23 protein-coding genes are annotated in these 23,500 nt (G+C 61.6%); 17 read left to right on the top strand and 6 right to left on the bottom strand.

Features of this window, described 5'->3' with window-relative positions:
• The first annotated feature begins 22 nt into the window (after positions 1-22).
• The 6 genes from ACJRW5_RS06370 to ACJRW5_RS06345 all read left to right on the top strand — a co-directional run bounded on the left by ACJRW5_RS06370 (position 23) and on the right by ACJRW5_RS06345 (position 5,695).
• On the top strand, positions 23-850 hold the full coding sequence (locus ACJRW5_RS06370) for an NAD-dependent epimerase/dehydratase family protein (RefSeq protein ID WP_484569691.1): 828 nt from the start codon (positions 23-25) through the stop codon (positions 848-850).
• 49 nt (positions 851-899) lie between these two features.
• On the top strand, positions 900-1,775 hold the full coding sequence (locus ACJRW5_RS06365; RefSeq protein WP_484569690.1) for an SMP-30/gluconolactonase/LRE family protein: 876 nt from the start codon (positions 900-902) through the stop codon (positions 1,773-1,775).
• 76 nt (positions 1,776-1,851) lie between these two features.
• Positions 1,852-2,826, top strand: coding sequence for a TRAP transporter substrate-binding protein (locus tag ACJRW5_RS06360; protein WP_484569689.1), 975 nt, complete (start codon positions 1,852-1,854; stop codon positions 2,824-2,826).
• 59 nt (positions 2,827-2,885) lie between these two features.
• Positions 2,886-3,413: a TRAP transporter small permease gene (locus tag ACJRW5_RS06355; RefSeq protein WP_484569688.1), complete on the top strand. Its 528-nt coding sequence runs from the start codon at positions 2,886-2,888 to the stop codon at positions 3,411-3,413.
• Complete coding sequence (locus ACJRW5_RS06350; protein WP_484569687.1) at positions 3,413-4,693, top strand: TRAP transporter large permease; 1,281 nt, start codon at positions 3,413-3,415, stop codon at positions 4,691-4,693. The genes ACJRW5_RS06355 and ACJRW5_RS06350 overlap by 1 nt, the downstream gene beginning before the upstream one ends.
• A 96-nt stretch (positions 4,694-4,789) precedes the next feature.
• Positions 4,790-5,695 carry an EamA family transporter gene (locus tag ACJRW5_RS06345; protein ID WP_484569686.1) on the top strand — a complete coding sequence of 302 codons (906 nt, stop codon included), beginning with the start codon at positions 4,790-4,792 and terminating at the stop codon, positions 5,693-5,695.
• A gap of 84 nt (positions 5,696-5,779) precedes the next feature.
• Here ACJRW5_RS06345 and ACJRW5_RS06340 read toward each other — a convergent pair whose 3' ends face one another.
• Positions 5,780-6,535, bottom strand: a complete 756-nt coding sequence (locus ACJRW5_RS06340; RefSeq protein WP_484569685.1) for a FadR/GntR family transcriptional regulator — start codon at positions 6,533-6,535, stop codon at positions 5,780-5,782.
• 99 nt (positions 6,536-6,634) lie between these two features.
• On the opposite strand from ACJRW5_RS06340, the gene ACJRW5_RS06335 reads away from it, so the two are divergent.
• Positions 6,635-7,510, top strand: coding sequence for an aldose 1-epimerase (locus ACJRW5_RS06335; RefSeq protein WP_484569684.1), 876 nt, complete (start codon positions 6,635-6,637; stop codon positions 7,508-7,510).
• A 243-nt stretch (positions 7,511-7,753) separates the two neighbouring features.
• The gene (locus ACJRW5_RS06330; RefSeq protein ID WP_484569683.1) at positions 7,754-7,966 is read left to right on the top strand and encodes a hypothetical protein; all 213 of its coding nucleotides are present in this window, start codon (positions 7,754-7,756) and stop codon (positions 7,964-7,966) included.
• A gap of 42 nt (positions 7,967-8,008) precedes the next feature.
• Here the strand turns inward: ACJRW5_RS06330 and ACJRW5_RS06325 are convergent, their stop codons facing one another.
• Positions 8,009-9,490 carry a helicase HerA-like domain-containing protein gene (locus ACJRW5_RS06325; protein WP_484569682.1) on the bottom strand — a complete coding sequence of 494 codons (1,482 nt, stop codon included), beginning with the start codon at positions 9,488-9,490 and terminating at the stop codon, positions 8,009-8,011.
• A gap of 158 nt (positions 9,491-9,648) precedes the next feature.
• On the opposite strand from ACJRW5_RS06325, the gene ACJRW5_RS06320 reads away from it, so the two are divergent.
• On the top strand, positions 9,649-11,526 hold the full coding sequence (locus ACJRW5_RS06320; protein WP_484569681.1) for a methyl-accepting chemotaxis protein: 1,878 nt from the start codon (positions 9,649-9,651) through the stop codon (positions 11,524-11,526).
• A gap of 44 nt (positions 11,527-11,570) precedes the next feature.
• Here the strand turns inward: ACJRW5_RS06320 and ACJRW5_RS06315 are convergent, their stop codons facing one another.
• The 3 genes from ACJRW5_RS06315 to purU are packed head-to-tail and all read right to left on the bottom strand — an operon-like array spanning position 11,571 to position 13,071.
• Positions 11,571-11,747, bottom strand: a complete 177-nt coding sequence (locus ACJRW5_RS06315; protein WP_484569680.1) for a hypothetical protein — start codon at positions 11,745-11,747, stop codon at positions 11,571-11,573.
• The gene (locus ACJRW5_RS06310; protein WP_484569679.1) at positions 11,728-12,174 is read right to left on the bottom strand and encodes a CBS domain-containing protein; all 447 of its coding nucleotides are present in this window, start codon (positions 12,172-12,174) and stop codon (positions 11,728-11,730) included. The genes ACJRW5_RS06315 and ACJRW5_RS06310 overlap by 20 nt, the downstream gene beginning before the upstream one ends.
• Before the next feature lie 45 nt (positions 12,175-12,219).
• Positions 12,220-13,071, bottom strand: a complete 852-nt coding sequence (purU, locus tag ACJRW5_RS06305) for a formyltetrahydrofolate deformylase (protein ID WP_484569678.1) — start codon at positions 13,069-13,071, stop codon at positions 12,220-12,222.
• A 302-nt stretch (positions 13,072-13,373) separates the two neighbouring features.
• Between purU and mvaT the strand changes: the two genes are divergently transcribed.
• The gene (gene mvaT / locus ACJRW5_RS06300) at positions 13,374-13,748 is read left to right on the top strand and encodes a histone-like nucleoid-structuring protein MvaT (protein WP_484569677.1); all 375 of its coding nucleotides are present in this window, start codon (positions 13,374-13,376) and stop codon (positions 13,746-13,748) included.
• Between the two features lie 370 nt (positions 13,749-14,118).
• Here mvaT and sbcB read toward each other — a convergent pair whose 3' ends face one another.
• Positions 14,119-15,564: an exodeoxyribonuclease I gene (gene sbcB, locus ACJRW5_RS06295; RefSeq protein ID WP_484569676.1), complete on the bottom strand. Its 1,446-nt coding sequence runs from the start codon at positions 15,562-15,564 to the stop codon at positions 14,119-14,121.
• A gap of 177 nt (positions 15,565-15,741) precedes the next feature.
• Between sbcB and ACJRW5_RS06290 the strand changes: the two genes are divergently transcribed.
• The 7 genes from ACJRW5_RS06290 (at position 15,742) to ACJRW5_RS06260 (ending at position 23,399) form a co-directional block, all read left to right on the top strand.
• The gene (locus tag ACJRW5_RS06290) at positions 15,742-16,500 is read left to right on the top strand and encodes a DUF975 family protein (RefSeq protein ID WP_484569675.1); all 759 of its coding nucleotides are present in this window, start codon (positions 15,742-15,744) and stop codon (positions 16,498-16,500) included.
• Positions 16,501-16,589: 89 nt separating this feature from the next.
• Positions 16,590-17,315, top strand: a complete 726-nt coding sequence (locus ACJRW5_RS06285) for an RDD family protein (RefSeq protein WP_484569674.1) — start codon at positions 16,590-16,592, stop codon at positions 17,313-17,315.
• Positions 17,312-18,292, top strand: coding sequence for a stage II sporulation protein M (locus tag ACJRW5_RS06280; protein ID WP_484569673.1), 981 nt, complete (start codon positions 17,312-17,314; stop codon positions 18,290-18,292). Before ACJRW5_RS06285 ends, ACJRW5_RS06280 begins: the two co-directional genes overlap by 4 nt.
• Complete coding sequence (locus ACJRW5_RS06275; RefSeq protein ID WP_484569672.1) at positions 18,279-19,856, top strand: DUF4129 domain-containing protein; 1,578 nt, start codon at positions 18,279-18,281, stop codon at positions 19,854-19,856. Before ACJRW5_RS06280 ends, ACJRW5_RS06275 begins: the two co-directional genes overlap by 14 nt.
• Positions 19,853-21,034, top strand: a complete 1,182-nt coding sequence (locus tag ACJRW5_RS06270) for a DUF4350 domain-containing protein (protein ID WP_484569671.1) — start codon at positions 19,853-19,855, stop codon at positions 21,032-21,034. The genes ACJRW5_RS06275 and ACJRW5_RS06270 overlap by 4 nt, the downstream gene beginning before the upstream one ends.
• Positions 21,031-22,071 (top strand): AAA family ATPase, encoded by a 1,041-nt coding sequence (locus ACJRW5_RS06265; RefSeq protein ID WP_484569670.1) that lies wholly within the window; start codon positions 21,031-21,033, stop codon positions 22,069-22,071. Before ACJRW5_RS06270 ends, ACJRW5_RS06265 begins: the two co-directional genes overlap by 4 nt.
• Positions 22,068-23,399 (top strand): DUF58 domain-containing protein, encoded by a 1,332-nt coding sequence (locus tag ACJRW5_RS06260; RefSeq protein WP_484569669.1) that lies wholly within the window; start codon positions 22,068-22,070, stop codon positions 23,397-23,399. Before ACJRW5_RS06265 ends, ACJRW5_RS06260 begins: the two co-directional genes overlap by 4 nt.
• Positions 23,400-23,500: the final 101 nt, after the last annotated feature.

Below are 23,500 nucleotides of genomic sequence, written 5' to 3'. Positions count from 1 at the left end.
CAACAAGAGTCCAGGCCCCGCCATGAGCACTACTTCCAGCGAGCTGCGCCCCTTCAATCGCCTGCTACTGACCGGCGCTGCCGGCGGACTGGGCAAGGTACTGCGTGAACGTCTGCGCCCCTACGCCAACATCCTGCGTCTTTCCGATATCGGCGCGATGGCTCCTGCTGCAGGCCCCCATGAAGAGGTGGTGCACTGCGATCTCGCAGACAAAGCTGCGGTGCATCAACTGGTCGAAGGCGTCGATGCCATCCTGCACTTCGGTGGCGTCTCGGTCGAGCGCCCGTTCGAAGAAATTCTCGGCGCCAACATCTGCGGCGTATTCCACATCTACGAAGCGGCTCGCCGGCATGGCGTGAAACGTGTGGTGTTCGCCAGCTCCAACCACGTCATCGGCTTCTACAAGCAGGACCAGCAACTCGACGCCAACAGCCTGCGTCGCCCGGATGGCTACTACGGCCTGTCCAAATCCTACGGCGAAGACATGGCCAGCTTCTACTTCGATCGCTATGGCATCGAAACCGTCAGCATCCGCATCGGCTCCTCGTTCCCCGAGCCGGCCAACCGCCGCATGATGAGCACCTGGCTGAGCTACGACGACCTCACCCACCTGCTCGAACGCTGCCTGTATACCGCAAGCGTCGGCCACACCGTGGTCTATGGCATGTCGGATAACCGCGATGTGTGGTGGGACAACAGCAAGGCCGCGCACCTGGGCTTCAAGCCCAAGGACAGCTCGGAAGTATTCCGCGACAAGGTCGAAGCGCAGCCGATGCCGGCCGCGGACGACCCGGCACGCATCTATCAAGGTGGCGCTTTCGTTGCCGCAGGCCCGTTTGGCGACGACTGATACTGCCCCCCGCTGCCCAAGCCATAACAACAACTAGAGCGCCCCAGCCATGACAGCCGAACTGATTGTCGATGCGCGCAACGCCACGGGTGAAAGCCCGGTTTGGAATACCGCCGAGCAAGCCCTGTACTGGGTCGACATCCCGGCAGCACGTCTGCATCGCTGGTCCGCGGCCACTGGCCAGACGCAGAGCTGGCAGGCCGAGGAGATGCTCGCCTGCATTGCCATGCATCCGGCTGGCGGCTGGCTGGCCGGCATGCAGAGCGGCCTCTTCCATCTGCGCCCGCGGGACGACGGCCGCATTGAGTCCGAACGCCTGGCACAGGTCCAGCACGCCCGTCCAGAAATGCGTTTCAACGATGGCCGCTGCGATCGCCAGGGCCGCTTCTGGGCCGGCACCATGCTGCTGGATATGGCACAAGGCGCCCGCGTCGGCGCGCTGTATCGCTACGACGGCCAGCTGCAGCAGGTACTCGATGATTTCATCGTGCCCAATGGTCTGGCCTTCAGCCCCGATGGCCGCACCATGTACCTCTCCGACTCGCACCCGAGTGTGCAGAGTGTGTGGGCCTTCGATTACGACATCGACAGCGGCACGCCGCACAACCGTCGCCTGTTCATCGACATGCAGCAGCACCCAGGACGCCCGGACGGCGCGGCGATGGACGTCGATGGCTGCTACTGGATCTGCGGCAACGACGAAGGCCTGATCCACCGTTTCACCCCGCACGGCAAGCTCGACCGCTCGCTGGCGGTGCCGGTGAAGAAGCCAGCCATGTGCGCCTTCGGCGGCCCCAACCTGGACACCCTGTTCGTCACCTCGATCCGCCCCGGCGGCGACCTCGCCGACCAGCCACTGGCCGGCGGCGTATTCGCCCTGCAGGCAGGCGTACGCGGCATCGAGGAACCTGCTTTCAAACCCTGACCCGATTCACCCCGGGCCGTTCGCGGCACCGGACTGCACTGCTGTTCACCAACAACAACAAGACGGAGTTTTCCGCATGAACCTCAAACGCAAGTTGCTGCTCGCCACACTTCCGCTAGCGCTCGGTCTGTCTTCCTTCGTTCAGGCCGAGACGACCCTGAAAATTGCCGAAATCCACCCTGCCGGCTACCCGACGGTAGTCGCCATGGAAAACCTCGGCAAGAAGCTGGAAGCGGCCACCAACGGTGAAATCAAATCGCGCATGTTCGCCGGCGGTGTGCTGGGTTCCGAGAAGGAAGTGATCGAACAGACCCAGATCGGCGCCGTCCAGCTGACCCGCGTCAGCCTTGGCTCGGTCGGCCCGGTGGTGCCTGCCACCAACGTGTTCAACATGCCGTTCGTGTTCCGCGACATCGACCACATGCGCAAGGTGGTCGATGGCGAGATCGGCCAGGAAATCCTCGACGCCATCACCAACTCCGACTTCAACATGGTCGGCCTGGCGTGGATGGAAGCCGGTAGCCGCAGCCTCTACACCAAGAAGCCGGTGCACAAGCTGGAAGACCTCAAGGGCATGAAGATCCGCGTGATCGGCAACCCGCTGTTCATCGACACCCTCAACGCCATGGGCGCCAATGGTATCGCCATGGACACCGGTGAAATCTTCAGCGCCCTGCAGAGCGGTGTGATCGACGGTGCCGAGAACAACTCGCCGACCCTGCTCGAGCACAACCACTTCCGTGCGGCCAAGTACTACACCCAGACCCACCACCTGATCCTCCCCGAGCCGCTGCTGATGTCCAAGACCACCTGGAACAAGCTGACGCCGGATCAACAGGCTCTGGTCAAGAAGCTGGCCAAAGAGGCCCAGCTGGAAGAGCGCGACCTGTGGGTTGCCAAGGAAAAGGCCAGTGACGAGAAGCTCAAGGCGGAAGGCGTCGAGTTCATCGAAGTCGACACCAAGCCCTTCTACGACGCCACCGCCCCGGTCCGTGAGAAGTACGGCGCGCAGTTCGCCGACCTGATCAAGCGCATCGAAGCCGTTCAGTAATCCACGCGCAAGTGCGCGGCGCTGGCTCCTCGCCTGCGCCGCGCCACCGGTGAAGTCTCATGAAAAACCTGGTTCTGGGCGTCAACGACGTCATCTACCGCGCCTGTATCGCGGTCGCCGGCCTGGCGATCGTAGTCATGGCGCTGATCATCCCCTGGGGCGTATTCAGTCGTTATGCGCTCGGTCAGGGCCTCGGCTGGCCCGAGCCCATCGCCATTCTGCTGATGGTGCTGTTCACCTTCATCGGCGCTGCCGCCAGCTACCGCGCTGGCGCACATATGGCCGTACAGGTACTGAGTGATCGCCTGCCGGAAGCGGCGCTGCCCTTTCTCACCCTGTTCGTACGCCTGGCCATGGGCGCCATCAGCCTGTTCATGCTGATCTGGGGCTACAAGCTGTGCGTCGCCACCTGGAACCAGTACCTCAGTACGCTGACCTGGATGCGCGTGGGCATCAGCTACGCACCGATTCCTCTGGGCGGGTTCATCACCCTGTTGTTCGTCATCGAGCAACTGCTCTACGGCGATCAACACAAGCGCCGCGTCGTCGATTACGAGAACTGCGAAGATTCCAAGGAGTCCGTGTAATGGATGCCGCCATCCTACTGGGCAGCTTCGTTGCCCTGATCCTGCTGCGCGTCCCGGTTGCCTATGCCCTTGGCCTGGCCACCCTGATCGGCGCCTGGTGGATCGAGATTCCCCTGCACGCCGTGATGATTCAGATCGCCGGCGGCGTGAACAAGTTTTCCCTGCTGGCCATCCCGTTCTTCGTCCTGGCCGGCGCAATCATGGCTGAAGGCGGCATGGCCCGGCGCCTGGTGGCCTTCGCCGGAGTGCTGGTAGGCTTCGTCCGCGGCGGACTGTCACTGGTCAACATCACCGCCTCGACCTTCTTCGGCGCCATCTCCGGCTCGTCGCTGGCCGACACCGCTTCGGTCGGTTCGGTGCTGATTCCGGAAATGGAGAAGAAAGGCTACCCGCGCGAATTCTCCACCGCGGTCACCGTCTCCGGCTCGGTGCAGGCGCTGCTGACGCCGCCCAGCCACAACTCGGTGATCTATTCGCTGGCCGCCGGCGGCACGGTGTCGATCGCCGCGCTGTTCGTCGCCGGTATCGGACCGGGTCTGCTGCTCAGCGCCACCATGGCCACGCTGTGCCTGCTGTTCGCCAAGAAGCGCAACTACCCCAAGGGCGAAGTGATTCCGCTGCGCCAGGCGCTGCAGATCTGCGTCGAAGCACTGTGGGGCCTGATGACCATGGTGATCATCCTCGGCGGCATTCTCAGCGGTGTGTTCACCGCCACCGAGTCGGCGGCCGTGGCCGTGGTCTGGGCGTTCTTCGTGACCATGTTCATCTACCGCGACTACAAGTGGAGTGAGCTGCCGAAGATGCTGCACCGCACGGTGCGCACACTGTCGATCGTGATGATCCTCATCGCCTTCGCCGCCAGCTTCGGCTACATCATGACCCTGATGCAGATTCCATCGAAGATCACCACCGCGTTCCTGACCCTGTCGGACAACCGTTACGTGATCCTCATGTGCGTCAACTTCATGCTGCTGGTGCTGGGCACGCTGATGGACATGGCGCCGCTGATCCTGATCCTCACGCCGATCCTGCTGCCCGTGGTTACCTCCTTCGGCGTCGACCCGGTACATTTCGGCATGATCATGCTGGTGAATCTGGGCATCGGCCTGATCACACCACCGGTAGGTGCGGTACTCTTCGTCGGCGCCGCCATCGGCAAGGTCAGCATCGAGAATACGGTCAAGGCCCTGCTGCCGTTCTATATCGCACTGTTCGCCGTACTGATGGCCGTGACCTACATCCCCGCTATCTCCCTGTGGCTGCCGAGCGTGGTGCTCTGACAGCCAACCCCGGGCATTGAACGAAACGCCGCCCAATCGGGCGGCGTTTTGCTTTAGGGCCGTGATCAAACGCTATGACAAGACAGGATTTCCGTCATGCAAGGTTCCACCCAGTTTCCCCGTCACATTGCCGTACTGATTCTCGCGTCGCTGGCCTGCTCCTTCGCCGGCAACCATATCGCTGCGCGAATCGCCTTCGATCATGACGCGGGGTTGCTACTGGCGATGCTTGCGCGTGCCGGCGTTACCCTGCTGGTGCTGGCCGCACTGGTACTGTGGCGCCGCGAATCGCTGAAACTGGGACGTGCGACCTGGGGCTGGCAGATTCTGCTGGGCCTGCTGATCGCCATTCAAAGTTTCTGCATCTACTCGGCCGTGGCGCGGATCCCAGTGGCGCTGGCGTTGCTGGTGGTGAACCTGTCGCCCATCCTGCTTGCGCTGCTGACCTGGGTACTCGGTGGCCCGGCACCGACACGCCAGGCGCTGGGGATCATGGGTATTATCCTGTTCGGCCTGGTGCTGGTGCTCGACGTTCCGGGACGCCTGACCAGCAGCGACGCACCGGATGGCGAATGGATCGCCGGAATTCTGTTCAGCCTGACCGCTGCCGGCGTATTTGCCGTGGCGCTATGGATCACCGAACACCGCCTCTCCAGCATAGCCGGCTCGGTACGCAGCATGCTGACCTTGGCAGTGGTGTTCAGTGCTTCCACTCTGCTTGGCGCCAGCGGCCTGATTCCGGGCGGCTTGAACCTGCCCAACGCCAGCGCCGGCTGGATCGCCCTGGCCTGCCTGGTACTGCTCTATGGCGCGGCCTTCTCCACCCTGTTCATCTGCATGCCGCGCCTGAACATCGCGCGGAACGCACCGGTGATGAACATGGAACCCGTGGCCGGAATGGTGCTGGGTTGGCTGATTCTGGGCCAGGTGCTGGAAGCGCTACAGGTAGTCGGCGGGTTGATCGTGGTCGGCGGTATCGTCGCCCTGGCCTATCGCCGTTAACAGGCCGCTGAACTGCCAGCGGTGACGACACTGCACCTGAAACGTACTCGGCGGCCCAGGGCCGCCGAGTGTGCAGATGCGGCTTCAGCCGTGCAGCGCTTCGGCCTCGGCCGCTTCGTGCGCCTGGCGCAGGCGCTCGCGACTGTTGGTCAGGTGCAGACGCATGGCAGCCCGGGCGGCCTCGGCATCCTGGCGGGCAATCGCCTCGAAGATCTGCTCATGTTCACGCTCCAGCCGCGCCATGTAGTGCGCATGGTCATCGCGCGCCAGGCTGGCGGAATTGACCCGGGTACGCGGAATGATGCTGGTACCCAGATGGCTGAGAATGTCGGTGAAGTAGCGATTACCGGTGGCCTCGGCGATGCGCAGGTGGAACTGAAAGTCCGAGGACACCGCATCACTGGCATGCGCCGCATGCTCGTTGATGGCATCCAAAGCCTCACGGATGGCTTTCAACTGCGCATCGCTGCGACGCGCCGCCGCCATACCTGCAGACTCCACCTCGAGACTGATACGCAGCTCGAGGATGGCCAGCACATCACGCAAGGTCACGATAGTCGCTGGGTCGATACGAAAACCGCTGGCACTGGGCGTGTCCAGCACGAAAGTGCCGATACCGTGACGGGTCTCAACCAGGCCCGCGGCCTGCAGACGCGACAGCGCCTCACGCACCACGGTGCGGCTGACACCCTGCTCTTCCATGATGGCCGACTCGGTCGGCAACTTCTCACCGCGCTTGATCAGACCGTCACGAATGCGCTGCGACAGCTCGGCGACCAACTCCTGCGCCAGGCTGCGGTGCTTGCGACGAGCACGAGGTTGGGCGTTCTGCATTTCCATGGTGGACGAGTTCTCGACTTAAGACTTTGCCGCAATGATAGCCCAGCAGTTGTACGATGACACTATGAATACCGACAAATACCAACCAAAGGACGGCAAATGCCCACGACCTTGCTGACACTCCGCGACCAATTGACACAATTGACCCTCGCGCCTGAACTGGGTGCCAGTCTGGTTAACTGGACTCGTCTGACGGATGGCCGGCCACTCCTTCGTCATAGTGACGAACAGGCGTTGCAAGCGGAAAATCCCAGGCGTCTGGCCTGCTATCCATTAGTGCCCTGGTCCAATCGCATCGGCAGCGGCGGCTTCCACACCCCTTCCGGCTGGCAGGCGCTGAGTGCCAATACCGAGCACGAAGCGCTCCCCATTCATGGCAGCGCCTGGCAGCAGCCCTGGCAGGTAGTTGCCATGACGTCCGACAGCGTTCACCTGCAACTGGACAGCCAGCGGCCTTTTGCCTACCGCGCTCATTTGCACATACAGCTGAATGACGGCCAACTGCGCTTGAAATTACAGGCAACTCACCTGGGCAGCCATCCCACCTGGTATGGCCTCGGTCTGCACCCCTACTTGCCACGCAACGCCCATACCCGCTTGCAGGTAGATGCCAGCGGAGTTTGGCTGTGCGGTGAAGATAAACTGTCCAGTCACTGGATCGAGCTGCCCTCGGCCTGGAACTTCGAATATCCCGGCACTCTGCCGGAAACACTTGTCGACAACGCATTCACCGGCTGGTCGGGCAGCGCCCGCATCATTCAAGCGGACGCCAACTATCAACTCCTCTGCGCAACAAAGAACAGTGACACCTTTCTGTTGTTCTGCCCTGAGGCACAGAACTTCTTCTGCTTCGAACCCGTCACCCATCCTGTCAATGCCCATCACCTACCGGGCCAGCCGGGCCTTCATCTGCTGGAGGCCGGGCAAACTTGCCAGCTGGACTTCGCCCTGCAATATCAGACGATTGCGGAGTGATTGCTGGACATTCAGATGATGCTGGGGATAATTGGCACGAGTTGCTGAAGGCAACTTTTCTCGGAAAAAAGTTACAGATACATGAGTAACTGACGAGAAAGGAGAAAGACGCGAAGCCTGGAACTTTGCAGTCACCTCTCTCCCACCGATTGACTTGAAGCCACCAGACCGACGCCTGGCTACCGAAATGTAGTCCGATTTTCGCTGCGTCGTGTGGCTCTATTACTAATACAGGTAAACCCAGTGACGAAAGACGAACTGCGCGCCGAACTCGAGCGCCAGGCGCAGCGTTACAAGGATGTATACGGCGGGGAAGTCATTACCTACGCCGCTCAGCCGGAACCCGATCGCAAACCCTGGCGCAAGAAGCCCAGCCTGCTGGATCAGGCATTCGATAAAGAGATCGAAAAGATCGAAAAAGAACGCCAGGAAAAACTGGACGCGGCCGACGAATAACAACGGTCACACTGCAGCCGCGTCCACTTTCGCACTGTAGTGTCAGCGCTTCTTGCCTCCCATCAACGATCCCATCAACCCGCGCACCAGTTGTCGACCCAATTGGTTCGCGGCTTGGCGCAACGCACTTTTCATCGCGCCGCCGAACAACTCGCCGGCCATTTGCCCCAGCCCCTGCTCTTCGGCTGCGGCCTTTTTCCGCGCATTGGCCGTTGGCGCTTCGGCAGCCGCCTGAGCAGCACGCGCAGTCAGCAGTTCGTAAGCCGACTCGCGATCGATGGGCTTGTCGTAACGCCCCGCCAATGGCGACTGCCGTATCAGTGCAGCCCGCTCGCTCTCATTCAGCGGCCCGATGCGCGACTGCGGTGGTGCGATGGCAACGCGCTGCACCATGGCCGGCGTGCCCTTGTCCTCGAGGGTTCCGACCAAGGCCTCGCCAATCCCCAACTCGGTCAGCACACTGAGACTGTCGAAAGCCGGATTGGGGCGGAAACCATCGGCCACGGCACGCAGCGCCTTCTGCTCCTTGGCCGTGAAAGCCCGCAAACCGTGTTGAATACGCAGCCCGAGCTGCGCCAGTACATCGTCCGGCAGATCGCTCGGTGACTGAGTGACGAAATACACCCCGACACCTTTCGAACGGATCAACCGCACCACTTGCTCCAGGCGTTCCTGCAATGCCTTCGGCGTGCCCTGAAATAGCAGATGGGCTTCGTCGAAGAACAGCGCCAGCACCGGCTTGTCGGCGTCCCCCCGCTCCGGCAGCTGTTCAAAGAGTTCGGCCAACAGCCACAGCAGGAAGGTGGCATAGACCTTTGGCGCCTCATGCACCAGGCGACAGGCATCGAGCAGATGGACGCGACCGCGACCATCTGGGTCAGGATGCAGCAGATCTTCCAGCTGTAACGCCGGCTCACCGAACAGCGCTTCGGCGCCTTGCTGCTCCAGGCCCGCGAGGCGGCGCAACAGCGCTTGCGCGGAGGCCCCGGTGAACAATGCGCTGTCCTCGCCCAGTGCCTTTGGATTGTCCTTGAGGTATCCGAGCAACGCCTTCAGATCCTTCAGGTCCAGCAGCAGCAGGCCCTCTCGATCAGCCACCTTGAATGCCGCATAAAGCGCAGCCTGCTGACTGTCGGTCAACTCCAGCAGCGCGCCGAGCAGCAGTGGCCCCATCTCGCTGAGCGTGGTACGCAAAGGGTGACCGCTCTGCCCATGCACATCCCACAACGACAGCGGATAAGCCTGCGGTTGATGATTCAGCCAGGGCATGCTGGCGATGCGTTCGGCAACCTTGCCCTGCGGCGCACCAGGCGCGCCCAGACCGCACAGATCACCTTTGACGTCGGCGGCGAATACGGCCACTCCGGCGTCGCTGAAGGTTTCGATCAGGCGCTGCAAGGTAACCGTCTTGCCGGTACCGGTTGCCCCGGCGATCAACCCATGGCGATTGGCGAGGCGCAATGGCTGGCCTACAGACTCACCATCGCTGCCTGCCCCCATGACGAACTGCGAATTCAAAGGCATCTTGCCATCCCCCGAGTTAGAGCTTTACTGCAAATATGCCGACAGAAGCATGGGGGCAAAAAGCCCATTGCATTCGCCGTGACAGACCGACGTAACGCCTCCTTGGCGTGACGGTGGAATACAAGACTGGTTCCAGTGCCTTCCGGAAGCAAGATGAGATGAGCAAAAACCTGCAGTTCAGCCACAAGATCCTGCTCGCGGCGTCGCTGGTGGTGATCGCCGCCTTCTCCCTGTTCACGCTGTACAACGACTATTTGCAGCGCAACGCCATTCGTGACGATCTGGAAAACTATCTCCGAGAGATGGGCGATATAACAGCCAGCAATATCCAGAACTGGTTATCCGGGCGCATTCTGCTGGTCGAAAGCACAGCGCAATCGATCAGCAACGACAGCGAGCCCGCTCGCGTGGCCAAGTTGCTGGAACAAAAAGCCCTGACCTCCTCGTTCGCCTTCACCTATCTCGGCTCAGAAAGTGGCGCCTTCACCATGCGCCCTGATGAGCAGATGCCCGCCGATTACGACCCGCGAACCCGCCCCTGGTACAAGGACGCCCAGGCCGCTGGTGGGACCACGCTGACAGAACCTTACGTCGATGCAGCCACGGGTGAGCTGATCATCACCATCGCGACGCCGGCACGCCCAGCGGGAGTGGTCGGCGGCGACCTGAGCCTGCAGGCGCTGGTCACCATCATCAATGAGCTGGACTTCGATGGCATGGGTTACGCCTTCCTGGTCAGCTCCGACGGCAAGATCCTCGTACATCCGAACAAGAGCCTGGTGATGAAGAACCTCAAGGAGGTCTACCCCCAGGACACCCCACAGATCAGCAGCGCCTTCAGCGAAGCCTCGCTGGACGGCAATACCCGCATTCTGACGTTTACCCCGGTCAAGGGACTGCCCTCGGTCAGTTGGCATATCGGCCTCTCCGTCGACAAGGAGAAGGCCTATTCGATGCTCACCGAGTTTCGCGCTTCGGCCATCGTCGCTACGGTCATCGCCGTGGCGTTGATCATTGCACTGCTCGGACTGCTCATACGTGTGTTGATGCAGCCGCTGATCACCATGGGCACCGCCATGGAAGACATCGCGCAAGGTGAAGGGGACCTGACCAAGCGCCTGGCCATCCAGTCCAACGATGAATTCGGCGCCCTGGCCAGTTCCTTCAATCGCTTCGTCGAGCGTATCCACGCCTCGATCCGCGAGGTTTCCTCCGCCACCGTACAGGTCAACGAAGTGGCTCAACTGGTGGTAGGCGCCTCCAACTCGTCGATGGCCAACTCTGATGAGCAGGCAAGCCGCACCAACAGTGTGGCGGCTGCGATCAACCAGCTTGGCGCAGCGGCTCAGGAGATCGCGCGCAATGCCGCCGACGCCTCCAGCCAGGCCTCCGATGCTCGCCACGAGGCGGAAGATGGCGGCAAGGTGGTGCAGCAAGCCATCCGCTCGATGAGCGAGCTGTCTGACAAGATCAGCGATGCCTGCGCCAAGATCGAAATGCTCAACAGCAAGACCGTGGACATTGGCCAGATTCTCGAGGTGATCAAGAGCATTTCCCAGCAGACCAACCTGCTTGCCCTCAACGCAGCCATCGAGGCTGCCCGAGCCGGTGAGGCGGGTCGCGGTTTTGCCGTGGTGGCCGATGAAGTGCGCAACCTGGCACATCGCACCCAGGAGTCTGCGCAGGAAATCGAGAAGATGATCGAGGAACTGCAGGTCGGCTCGCGCGAATCGGTCACCACCATGACCGAGAGCCAGCGCTACAGCGAGGACAGCGTGGATATCGCCAACCAGGCCGGCGAACGGCTGAATACCGTCACGACGCGCATCGGCGAGATCGATGGCATGAACCAGTCGGTGGCCACGGCGACCGAAGAGCAGACCTCGGTGATCGAGTCACTGAACATGGACATCATCGAAATCAACACCCTCAACCAGGAGGGTGTGGAAAACCTGCAGGCCACCTTGCGGGCCTGCGGAGATCTGGAACGACAGGCCGCACGCCTCAAACATCTGGTGGACAGCTTCCGCATCTGAGGTAACGCCTGGCTCACGAGAAAGGGCGCCGTGGCGCCCTTTCTTCATTCCTGCTCGGGGTTTTGCTCCTGCTGTTCCTGCAATTGCCGCCAGAGTTCTGCGGCGTCGGGAAAATCGGTGCCATCTTCGTCGCTGAGCGCATCCGGGTCGTAGCGCCGCACGCAGCCTTCGCCGAGCGTCGGGGGTGCCTTGGACGTGGCCTTATCCAGCGGATCGCTCATCGCCCCTCCCCTCACCGGCACCGCGCTCATGCTGGGCGAACTCCTTGACCGCTCTGAGCACATCATGACGACTGATCTGCCCGACCAGACGGCCATCCTCGATTACCGGCATGCGCCGACGCCGGCCGCGTATGAAGCGCTCCGACAACTCGATGATGTCTGCCTCGGGCGTCACCGTCTCGACCTGAGTCGTCATGTAGGAACTGACGGTGCCGCCAATGGCCTCGTAATAGGCCCCGGATAGGATGCCGCGCAGGCAGTCGCTTTCCGAAAGCAAGCCGATCAGGTGCCCCTGGGAATCGACCACCGGAGCGCCGGAAATACGGTGCTCCAACAACCTATTGATGGCGGTGAACAGATCGGTATCCGATCTGAAGGTCACCAGCCGCTTAGTCATGTAGTCGCGCACCTTGATGGACTTGAGCATGGCCGTTCTCCTCTGACGTGCACCGAGGCGGCCCGGACAACAGGATCAGTCGAAAACCACCGTCTTGTTGTCATGCACCAGCACTCGGTCTTCCAAGTGATAGCGTAGTCCACGCGACAGCACCATCTTCTCCACGTCCTTGCCCAAACGCACCATTTCTTCGATGTCGTCACGGTGGGTAACGCGAACTACATCCTGTTCGATGATCGGGCCGGCATCCAGTTCTTCGGTAACGTAATGAGATGTTGCACCGATCAGCTTCACCCCGCGCAACGAAGCCTGATGATAGGGCTTGGCCCCCACGAACGAAGGCAGAAAGCTGTGGTGGATATTGATCACCCGCTGCGCATATTCAGCGCACAGTGCTGGCGGCAGAATTTGCATGTAGCGCGCCAGGACGATGACATCGGCGGCATGCTCCTTGACCAAACGCTCCACCTCGGCAAAAGCCGGGGCCTTGTCCTTGGGGTCGACCGGCACATGGAAGTAAGGAATGCCATGCCACTCGACCATGCTGCGCAGGTCGTCATGGTTGGCGATCACACAGGGAATCTCGCAATCGAGTTCATTGCTGTGCCAACGGTGCAGCAGATCGGCCAGGCAGTGCGACTCACGGCTCGCCATCAACACCACCCGCTTCTTCTGCGCGGAGTCGGTGACGCGCCAGTCCATGGAAAACTCGCGGGCGATAGGGGCGAAGGCCTGTTTGAAACCATCCAGATCGAACGGCAGCGAGTCCGCACGAATTTCGTGACGCATGAAAAACCAGCCGGTCTGCGTATCGGAGTGATGGCTCGCTTCGGTGATCCAACCGTTATAGGTAGCGAGGAAGTTACTGACTTTGGCAACGATGCCGACACGGTCAGGGCAGGAAATGATCAATCTGAACGTACGCATGACTAAAACCCCAATGGCGGCGCAAAAGGCGGCCATTCTAACGGTAAGCCTGAAAAACTGCAGTAGCGACGCTGGGAAAAGCGCCGAAGCGTTTCGTTAAAAACAGGCAATAGATCATGCGCCCAGCCCAGCGCAGAACTTCACGCCTGTTAGAAATAGACAAGTTAACTAAACGCCACTGACACAATGGGTTGCATTGCAACTCGGTTATTTCATGAACTGCTGTTTACTTGCTATAAGCGCGTGACTATTATTGCTTCACTGTTGACCGTCACAGATTAATTCACGCCAAGGTATTGCCCATGTCGCTGATCAATGAATATCGCAGCATCGAAGAGAACATCAAAGAGCTCCAAGAGCGTCTGAAAAGCATGTCGCAAGACGACAAGCTGCAGAAAGAACTGGAGTTCGAAGGCAAACTGCGCACGCTGATGGGCGAATATCAGAAGTCGCTGCGCGACATCATCGCCCTGCTTGATCCGGACGCCAAGGCGAGCAAGAGCGCACGCGCCAGCAAACCCGTTGCGGTCAAACGCGCACGCAAGGTCAAGCAATACAAGAACCCGCACAGCGGCGAAGTGATTGAAACCAAAGGCGGCAACCACAAGACCCTCAAAGAGTGGAAGGCCAAGTGGGGCGCCGACGTCGTGGAAGGTTGGGCAACCCTGCTGGGTTGATGCTTGCCTGATACCCAAAAACGCCAGCCTTGCTGGCGTTTTTTGTATTCAGCGTATTGATGCATAAAGGCTGAGGCACACAAATTCTCCCGGTTTTATGGCCTGCCCTGCGCGGCACCTGCTCTCAGGGCCGCTCGTTAAAGAATGATTCCTGAACGTTTCTGATCACTATCATTTTTTGGCTAACTGACCAGCCAAACAGCTTTTGGCATGGTGCGCCATTGGCGACGCACTCAGTGCAGAGCAAACAACTCCAGCCTCAGAAAATTTCCTCCAGCGGCATTACTAAACGTCCATTGCATCGCCCATGCAGCCTATCGGCATGCAGAAACTTGCCCAGCACGATATGCCGCCATCTCATTGTGCTCACTCAAGCACTTGCCTGATCCAACGCCAAGCGTGCCTGCAACTCACTGGCATATGTCTGCCACTGCTGCAGTAATTGCAGCTGCGACGCAGTGCAGTCGCTACGTAACTGCTCCAGTGCCAGATGAAACTGCGCCAGGGTGTTCGGCGCACCGAATTGTGGATCACTCAAGCGCTGTCGGCAGAACTCTGTCCAACGCTGACTCTCGGCGGGCGACAAACTGTCGGGGAAATTACGAGCGCGATAGCGAAACAGCAGCTCCGGCAAACGCAGGTCGTCGAATGGCCAGTCATCGTTGGCCAATGCCTGAGGTTGCGCACGGCGAACCTGCTCGCACAGACGACGATCGCGATCACCGATGAACCCGTCATAGAGTTGCTGTTCCGGGTCACTGCTACCAGCGAAGGACTCTTCACGATAGATATCGGCAAGTTTGTCCTGCCACAGCGACTGCTCCTTCTTCAACGTCTCGGCATGGCGCTCACAGACCGCCCAGTCCAGCTGTAGGCGCTGTCGATCAGCCTCGCGCAGCACCGACAATGGCGCCACGACCGGACAACGATTGATATGCAGCAACTTCAACGGCACCGGAACCTCATCCGCGGCCAGGTCTTCGCGGCGCGTATAGAGGCGGCTGCGCAGCGTATCGGCGTGCAGATCCAGCAATGGCGACGGATCCGCCTGCAGGTCACAGACGATCAGCGCGTTGCGATTGCGCGGGTGCCATGCCAGCGGCAACACCGGTGCCAGGTAATGACGAGCGGCGGAAAAACGTCCGGAAATGTGCAAAATCGGCTGCAGCAGACGAATCTGATCCATCACCCGCTGCTTGCTGCGCAACTGATAGAGAAAGTCGTAGAGCCTTGGCTGTCGGTCACGCAGCAAGCGCGCCAGGCCGATTGTCGCGCGGACATCGGAAAGGGCATCGTGAGCCTGCCCGTGATCGATACCGTTGGCCTGAGTCAGTTTCTCCAACTTGAGCGACACCCGCCCTTCCTCTTCGGGCCACTCGATACCGTCTGGCCGCAGAGCATAGGCAGTTCGCACCAGGTCGATCAGATCCCAGCGACTGTTGCCGCCCTGCCATTCGCGCGCATAGGGGTCGAAGAAATTACGGTAGAGGCTGTAACGAGTCACTTCATCATCGAAACGCAGGCTGTTGTAACCGGCGCCACAGGTCCCTGGAGCCGAAAGAGCCGCATGAACCCTAGTGACGAACTCCCCCTCATCCAGTCCCTGCTGCTGCAGACGCTGCGGATCGATACCGGTGACCAGGCAGGCTGCCGGATGCGGCAGGATATCGTCGCTGGGGCGGCAGTAGATGTTCAGCGCTTCACCGATCTCGTTTAGCGCTTCGTCGGTACGAATACCCGCAACCTGCAACGGACGGTCACAGCGCGGGTTGATGCCGGTGGTCTCATAGTCGTACCAGAAAATGCTGGAAGTCATTAGCTGCTCGCCCCGTTACAAATGGCGGAAGTCTAACATTCAAGCCAGAACGCGCCGGGTAGGACAAAACATGAACCAGTCCTCAGCGAGCACGCCCACAGGCACCCTCCCCTTGTCGTCTAACGACCTAACTACTAGCATTACGCCCCCTTTCCACTCTTGTACAAGGACGACGCCATGAGTGACGCAGCGACTCCCAATCCCTACGCAGCCCCCATCAGCGACCTGCAACCCGCCACCAGCAACCAGACGCCAAGTATCGAAGAAGCGCTGGCACGCGGTTACGACTTCAGCATCGGCGACCTGCTGAGCGAGTCCTGGGACAAGGTCAAAGGCACCAAGGGCATCATCGTCGGTGGTTTCATCGTGTTCTATGTGGCGATGCTGGTTGCCAGTTTCGTCCTCGGCGGCATCGTCGGCATCTTCGGTGTCATGAGCGAAAATCTGGTGATGATGCTCGTCGGCCAGGTTCTGGTTTCGCTGCTTGCCTCTGCCTTGGCTTACCCCTTCATGGCGGGCATCAATATGGTTGGCATTCGCCGCGCAGCCGATCAACCGCTCAGCTTCAACGAGATTTTCAGCCACTTCGGCCGTACCGTACCGCTGATCATCACCGCGGTAGTGATGATGCTGATGATCTATCTCGGCATGTTCCTGCTGCTGATTCCTGGCATCTATCTGTGCATCGCCTATCTGCTGGCCATCCCGCTCGTGGTCGAGCGCGGGCTGTCGCCATGGCAGGCGCTGGAGGCCTCGCGCAAGGCAATCACCCAGCACTGGTTCAAGGTGTTCGGTCTCTTTCTGCTGCTCGGCCTGATCGTCATGGTCAGTGCGATCCCGCTGGGTATCGGCCTGATCTGGGCCATCCCGCTGATGGTCGTGGCCATGGGCGTGCTCTATCGCACCATTTTCGGTGTATTGCCCGCCGCTCAATAAATCGATGCCCGGGCCTGCTTCTCGCAGGTCCGGTTGCGTTCGTGGCCCGCTGCTCGCTAGCATCGGGCTTTCCCAGATGCAGTCCGCCGATGCCCTCACGCACACGCGCAAGCTTTCCGTCAGACCAGTCTCCCCTGGATACCCGCTATCAGGTCGAAACGCCGGAAGGCATCGATCTGCATCTGCGTCCGGCCGGGCTGGTGCCGCGCGCCCTGGCCTTCGCCATCGACCTGGCCATTCGCGGCATCATCCTGGGCGTGATGTTCGTCGTACTCGGCCTGCTCGGTCAGTTCGGCATGGGCCTGGGCACCATCCTGCTGTTTCTCGTGACCTGGTGGTACATGGTGCTGTTCGAGGTGCTCAATCAGGGCCGCTCTCCCGGTAAACAGATGCTGGGGCTGCGTGTGGTACATGATGACGGCACGCCTATCGGTTGGGCTGCATCGCTGACCCGCAATCTACTGCGCTTCGTCGATATTCTGCCGTTCGGCTATACCCTGGGTATCATCAGCTGCCTGAACCACCCGGCATTCAAACGTCTTGGCGATATCGCCGCCGGCACCCTGGTGGTTTACCGCGATGCACCGCTGGCCAAACCCCAGCTACCGAACGTCGAGCCGCTGGCCGCGCCCTTCGCACTGACGCTCAACGAACAGCGCGCCCTGCTCGGTTTTGCCGAGCGCGGCGAACAGTTGTCCGCTGCGCGCCGAGAGGAACTCGCGGGTCTTCTGGCCGAGCCCTTGCAAGTCTCAACCGAGCAGGCTGAACGACAGTTGAACGGCATCGCCCGTGGCCTGTTGGGGAGTGCGCCATGAAGCAGAGCCTGTTCGAAAGTCGTCATCAGGCTGACTGGGATGCGTTCGGCAACCTGCTCGATGCGCTCGAGCGGGGCAAGGCGCAAGCGCAAACCTGTCGAGACTTTGCCGCCAGTTACCGCCAGCTCTGCCAGCACCTGGCACTGGCCCAGGCCCGCGGCTACAGCAGTCACCTGATCGATCAACTGCAGCAACTGGCCATGCGCGGCCACCAGCAGTTCTATCGTCACCGCAGCCATCTCGGCGCCCAGATCGTTCGCTTCCTGTTCGGAGGTTTCCCTCGCCTGGTGCGTAGCGAGTGGCGCAGCGTATGCGCCGCCAGCCTGCTGTTCTTCGGCAGCCTGGCGCTGATGGGGCTGTTAACTTACCTCTACCCCGAGCTGATCTACAGCCTGGTCAGCCCGGATCAGGTCAGCGAAATGGAGCGTATGTACGATCCCGATGCCCGCCGTCTCGGCCGCTTCAGCGAACGCGGCTCGGGGGATGACTGGGTGATGTTCGGCTTCTACATCATGAACAACATCGGCATCGCCTTTCAGACCTTCGCCAGCGGTTTGCTGCTGGGTCTGGGCAGCCTGTTCTTTCTGTTGTTCAACGGCCTGATGATCGGTGCCGTCGCCGGCCACCTGACCCAAATCGGTTACGGCGAGCCTTTCTGGTCGTTCGTCATCGGTCACGGTGCATTCGAACTCACCGCCATTGCCCTGGCCGGTGCCGCCGGGTTCAAGCTCGGCTGGGCGCTGCTCGCGCCGGGACGCCTGACACGCGGCGAAGCCCTGCGCCTGGCCGCTGGCAAGGCGATACAGCTGGTCTGCGGGGTGATTCTGTTTCTTCTGGCGGCAGCCTTCATCGAAGCATTCTGGTCCTCAACCACCTTCGCCAGCCCCAACATCAAGTACGCGGTTGGCGCCGCTCTGTGGTTGCTGGTGTTGAGTTATCTGCTGCTGGCCGGAAGGAGGACGCATGCGCCTGACTGAAGCCAGCGTAGCCATTCGTCCGCGTAGTGCCTGGGAAGCCATCGACCTCGGCGTGCTGCTCGCCCGTCGTCATGCCGGCCTACTGATGGCCAGCTGGGCCATCGTCACCCTGCCGCTGTTCGCGCTGCTCTGCGCCGTGCTGTGGCGCTATCCGGGCTGGGCCGTTTTCCTGTTCTGGTGGCTCAAACCCGCCTACGAACGTTTGCCGCTGTATATTCTTTCGCAAGCACTGTTTGGTAATACGCCCTCGCTGAAACAGTCCCTGCGCGCGCTACCCAAACTGCTGTGGCCGCAACTGCTGGCCAGCCTGACCTGGCGTCGCCTGAGTCCGACCCGTAGCTTCGACCTGCCTGTCCTGCAGCTCGAAGGTCTGTCCGGCAAAGCCCGCAGTCAGCGCCTGGTGGTACTGGGGCAACGCGATACCGGCGCCGCCACCTGGCTGACCCTGGTCGGCATGCATCTGGAAGTGGCCTTGTGGATGGGTCTGATTGCCCTGTTCTACATGATGTTGCCGCAACAAGTGGAGCTGGACTGGAACTGGGACAGCCTGATCGCCGCCAGCAGCGGTCAATGGCTATGGCTGGAGCATCTCTCCAACCTGCTCTACGCCCTGTTGCTGATTCTCTGGGAGCCGGTCTACGTCGCCTGTGGCTTCTCCCTTTACCTCAACCGCCGCACCGCACTGGAAGCCTGGGATATCGAGCTGACTTTCCGCAGGTTGCGCCAGCGCCTGACCGGCAGTGCCTACGCCCTGTTGCTCGGCTGTGCGCTGCTGGTGACACAACTACCGGATCAGGCCTGGGCCGACACCCCGCCCGCAGCCAACGAGCCAGTCGATGCACAGGGCCCTGACGCGCCGCGCCTGCTGCACCAGCCGCTGACCAGCAAGGCTGCCCATGACAGCATCGAAGCACTGCTAGACGAACCACCATTCCAGCATCGCGAGACCGTCACGCGCTGGCGCCTGGGTGAAGAGGACAGCGCCGAAGAGGCCGACCCGGAAGATGCGAAAGCGCTGCTGGAGATGATCGAGAATCTGTTCAAACTGAGCGAATGGTGGAAAGGCCTGGATATCGTCGCGCAGCTTTTCGAAGTCCTGCTGTGGGCTGCCCTTGCGAGCCTGCTGATATTCATCCTGTGGCGCTATCGCGAATGGTTGCAGGCCTTCGGTGAGCGGCTTGGCCTGCCCGCCAGGCGCAAGCGCGAAGTTCCCCGACAACTGTTCGGCCTCGAACTGGCTCCCGAAAGCCTGCCCGATGATGTCGCCACAGAAGCCGAGAAGCTCTGGGCCGAACAGCCGCGTGCGGCCCTCGGCCTGCTTTACCGCGCCTTGCTCAGCCGCCTGCTGCATGAGCACCGCTTGCCACTTAAACAGTCACATACCGAAGGTGAGGTACTGCAGCTGGTTGCAGCACTGGAAGAGCAGGCTCTGAACGACTACAGCCGCCTGCTCACCGGCCATTGGCAGGCACTGGCCTATGGTCATCGCTCTCCAGCCGAATCGCTGCGCGACAGCCTCTGCCAGGGGTGGCGCAAACTGTTCGGCGCGGAGCATCCGGCATGAACCGGCGCGTCGGTTTCCTGCTGGGCGCAGTCCTGCTGCTGTTGCTGGGGCTCCTGGCCATTTACGTGCTGGGCAAGCTGGAACCTTACGAGGACGTGGTCGAACACGGGCCCGCCCCCGAAGTCGCCAACAGCCCCTATCTGGCGGCAGAGCACTTCCTGCGCAAACAGGGGATTTCGGTTGCTCGCGCCGACAGCCTGGAGATCCTCAGCCGACTGCCGAGCGAGGGACAGACGCTGATGCTGCTGGCCGATCGTAACGACATGACGCCACGCCAGGTCGAACGTCTGTTGCAGTGGACGGCGAATGGCGGTCACCTGCTGTTCATCGCCGAACGCCTGTGGGACGAAGAAGAAGGCAAGAGCGGCGACCTGCTGCTCGACCTGCTCGGCATCCAGCAGTACATGAGCGACGAGCTGGACGAGGAAGAGGCTGGCGATGCGGACGAACAACCCGCACAGGCCGACGCCTATCCGCAGCTGACCAAGCTCTATCTGGAGAACGAAGACGCGCCCGCCTATATCGCCTTCGACACCGACTATCACCTCTACGATGCACAGAATCGCGCCCATGCCTGGGCCAACAGTGACGCTACCACGCATCTGCTGCAGCTGTATCACGGCGACGGCCTGATCACGGTGCTCAGCGATCCGTGGATCTGGCAGAACCGCAATATCGACGAGTACGACCATGCCTGGCTGCTCTGGTACCTCAGCCAGGACAGCGCAGTAACCCTGCTTTACCACGCTGACAGCGAAGGCCTGGCCAGACTGCTGCTGCGCCACTTCCCATTGGCGCTGGTGCTGCTCGCCCTGCTGCTGATTGCCGGTCTCTGGCACGTGGGTATGCGTCATGGCCCCTTGTTGGCGCCTGCCAGTCGGGCGCGTCGGCAGCTTGAAGAACACTTGCGCGGCAGCGCCGACTTCCTCTTGCGCCACGGTGGTCAGCAGAGCCTGCTCAAGCACCTGCAACACGACATCAATCGCCGAGCCCGCCGCCGCTACCCCGGTTTCGAGAAGCTCGCCGTCGCCGAACAATGGCAGGTGCTCGGTCGCCTGACCCGGCTACCCGCCAAAGAAATCAGCCAGGCCATGCGCCCATTGCCACCGCAACGCCTATCCGCCAGCGACTTCACCCGCCAGGTCGCCCACCTGCAAACTCTCAGGAATGCGCTATGAGTGAACAGACGCCCGATACCGAGAACCTTACACCGCAGAACGTCGCACCGGCGGCGCCAACGGCCAACCCGCAGGCCCAGCAGCGTCAGCGCGCCAGCCAGTTGGCTCAGGCCTTGCGCGCCGAACTGCGCAAGGCGGTGATTGGCCAGAGCGCGGTGATCGACGATGTACTCACGGCGCTTATCGCCGGCGGCCACGTGCTGGTCGAAGGCGTGCCAGGCCTCGGCAAGACCCTGCTGGTCCGCGCCCTGGCCCGCTGCTTCGGGGGGGAGTTCGCGCGCATCCAGTTCACCCCGGACCTGATGCCCAGCGACGTTACCGGCCACGCCGTGTATGACTTGCAGAGCGAGCAGTTCAAGCTGCGCAAGGGCCCGGTGTTCACCAACCTACTGCTGGCCGACGAGATCAACCGCGCACCCGCCAAGACCCAGGCCGCCCTGCTGGAAGTGATGCAGGAGCGCCAGGTGACCCTCGAAGGGCGCGCACTGCCTGTGCAGTTGCCGTTCATGGTGCTGGCGACCATGAACCCGATCGAGCAGGAAGGCACCTACCCGCTGCCGGAAGCCGAGCTCGACCGCTTCATGCTCAAACTGCGCATGGATTACCCGGAGCAGAACGAAGAGCTGAACATGGTGCGCCAGGTCACCCGCTCGGCCAAGGCCGACATGCTCGAGGTCAGCCCGCTGCGCACCCTGTTGCAGGCCAAGGATGTACAGGCCCTGCAGAAGATCGCCAGCGACCTGCCGCTCGACGACCAGGTACTCGACTATGCCGTACGCCTGGCCCGTGCCACGCGCAGCTGGCCGGGCCTGGCCATGGGTGCCGGCCCCCGCGCCTCGATCGCCCTGGTACGCGGCGCCCGTGCCCGAGCCCTGTTGCGGGGTGGTGATTTCGTGCTGCCCGATGACATCAAGAGCTGTGCACTGGCCGTACTGCGTCATCGCGTGCGCCTGGCCCCGGAACTGGACATCGAAGGACTGTCGGTGGACCAGGTGCTGCAACAGCTGCTCGATCAGGTGCCGGCTCCCCGCCTATGAAACCCTCCCGTCTGCTCCTGGGCCTGCTTGGCGGCCTGCTCGCCGTCGCGGTCATCCTCGGCGCCTTGCCACTGCTGGGTATAGACCTGGCAGACAGCCTGCTGCCGATGGCTTGGGGACTGACGCTGGCATTGTTGCTGATAGCCACTCTCGACGGGCTCTGGCTGCGCCAGCGGCCGTCGCCGCGCATGGAGCGCGAACTGCCCGGTAACCTGCCACTCGGCCGCTGGAGCGACGTACAGCTGATCGCTCATCACGATTTCGGCCAGACGCTGGAAATCGAGGTGTTCGATCACCTCCCCGAGGGCATGGCATTCGAGTACCTGCCGCAGCGCATCAGTCTGCAACCCGGGCAACAAACGCGCGTCAGCTACCGTCTCAAACCACTGGTACGCGGCCACTTCCACTTCAACCGCTGCGAATTGCTACTGCCCAGCCCGCTGCGCCTGTGGCAAGCCAAGCGTGTGCTCGAGCTGGCAGGCGAAAGCCGCGTCTACCCGGACTTCGCCCGCCTTTACGGTGCGCAACTCAAGGCTGTGGACGACTGGCTCAGCCAGCTCGGCGTGCGCCAGCGTCCGCGCCGCGGCCTGGGCCTGGAGTTCCATCAACTGCGCGAGTTTCGTGATGGCGACACCCTACGCCAGATCGACTGGAAAGCCACCGCCCGCAAACGCACGCCGATTGCCCGTGAATATCAGGACGAACGCGATCAGCAGATCGTCTTCCTGCTCGACTGCGGCAGGCGCATGCGCAGCCAGGACGACGAGCTGTCGCACTTCGACCACGCCCTCAACGCCTGCCTGCTGCTGAGCTACGTAGCCCTGCGCCAGGGCGATGCCGTGGGTCTGGCGACCTTCGCCAGCCAACAGCCGCGCTATCTGGCCCCGGTCAAGGGCCCAGCCCAGCTGAACGTGCTGCTCAATGCCGTCTACGACCTGCAGACCAGCCAGTTGCCCGCCGACTTCAGCGCAGCCGCCGACCTGCTGCTTGCACGCCAGCGGCGCCGCTCGCTGGTAGTGGTGGTAACCAATCTGCGTGACGAAGACGACCACGACCTGCTTGCCGCCGTGCGTCGCCTGTCTCGCCAACATAGGGTACTGATTGCCAGCCTGCGCGAGGAAGCCCTGGACAGATTGCGCCAGACACCGGTAGAGCAGTTCGATCAGGCCCTGGCCTACTGCGGCACGCTGGACTATCTCAATGCCCGCGCCGATCTGCATGAACGCCTCGCTGCTCATGACGTGCCGGTGCTCGATGCGCGTCCGGGCGAGCTGGGACCTGAGCTGGTCAGCAGCTACCTGGCCTGGAAGAAAGCCGGTGCACTTTAGGGCACTGCAACTGTCCTAGAAACTGATGTAGAGGCCCTGGCTCCGGCTTTCCCACACAGATGCTGCGTGGTTATGGCCGAGACCGGGTGCTATCATCGCGA

Origin of the sequence: Pseudomonas pichavaramensis (genome assembly GCF_050473265.1) — a bacterium.
Classification (GTDB): Bacteria; Pseudomonadota; Gammaproteobacteria; order Pseudomonadales; family Pseudomonadaceae; genus Aquipseudomonas.
Note: the sequence above shows the minus strand (reverse complement) of the source record. Positions and strands in the feature narration are given on the sequence as shown.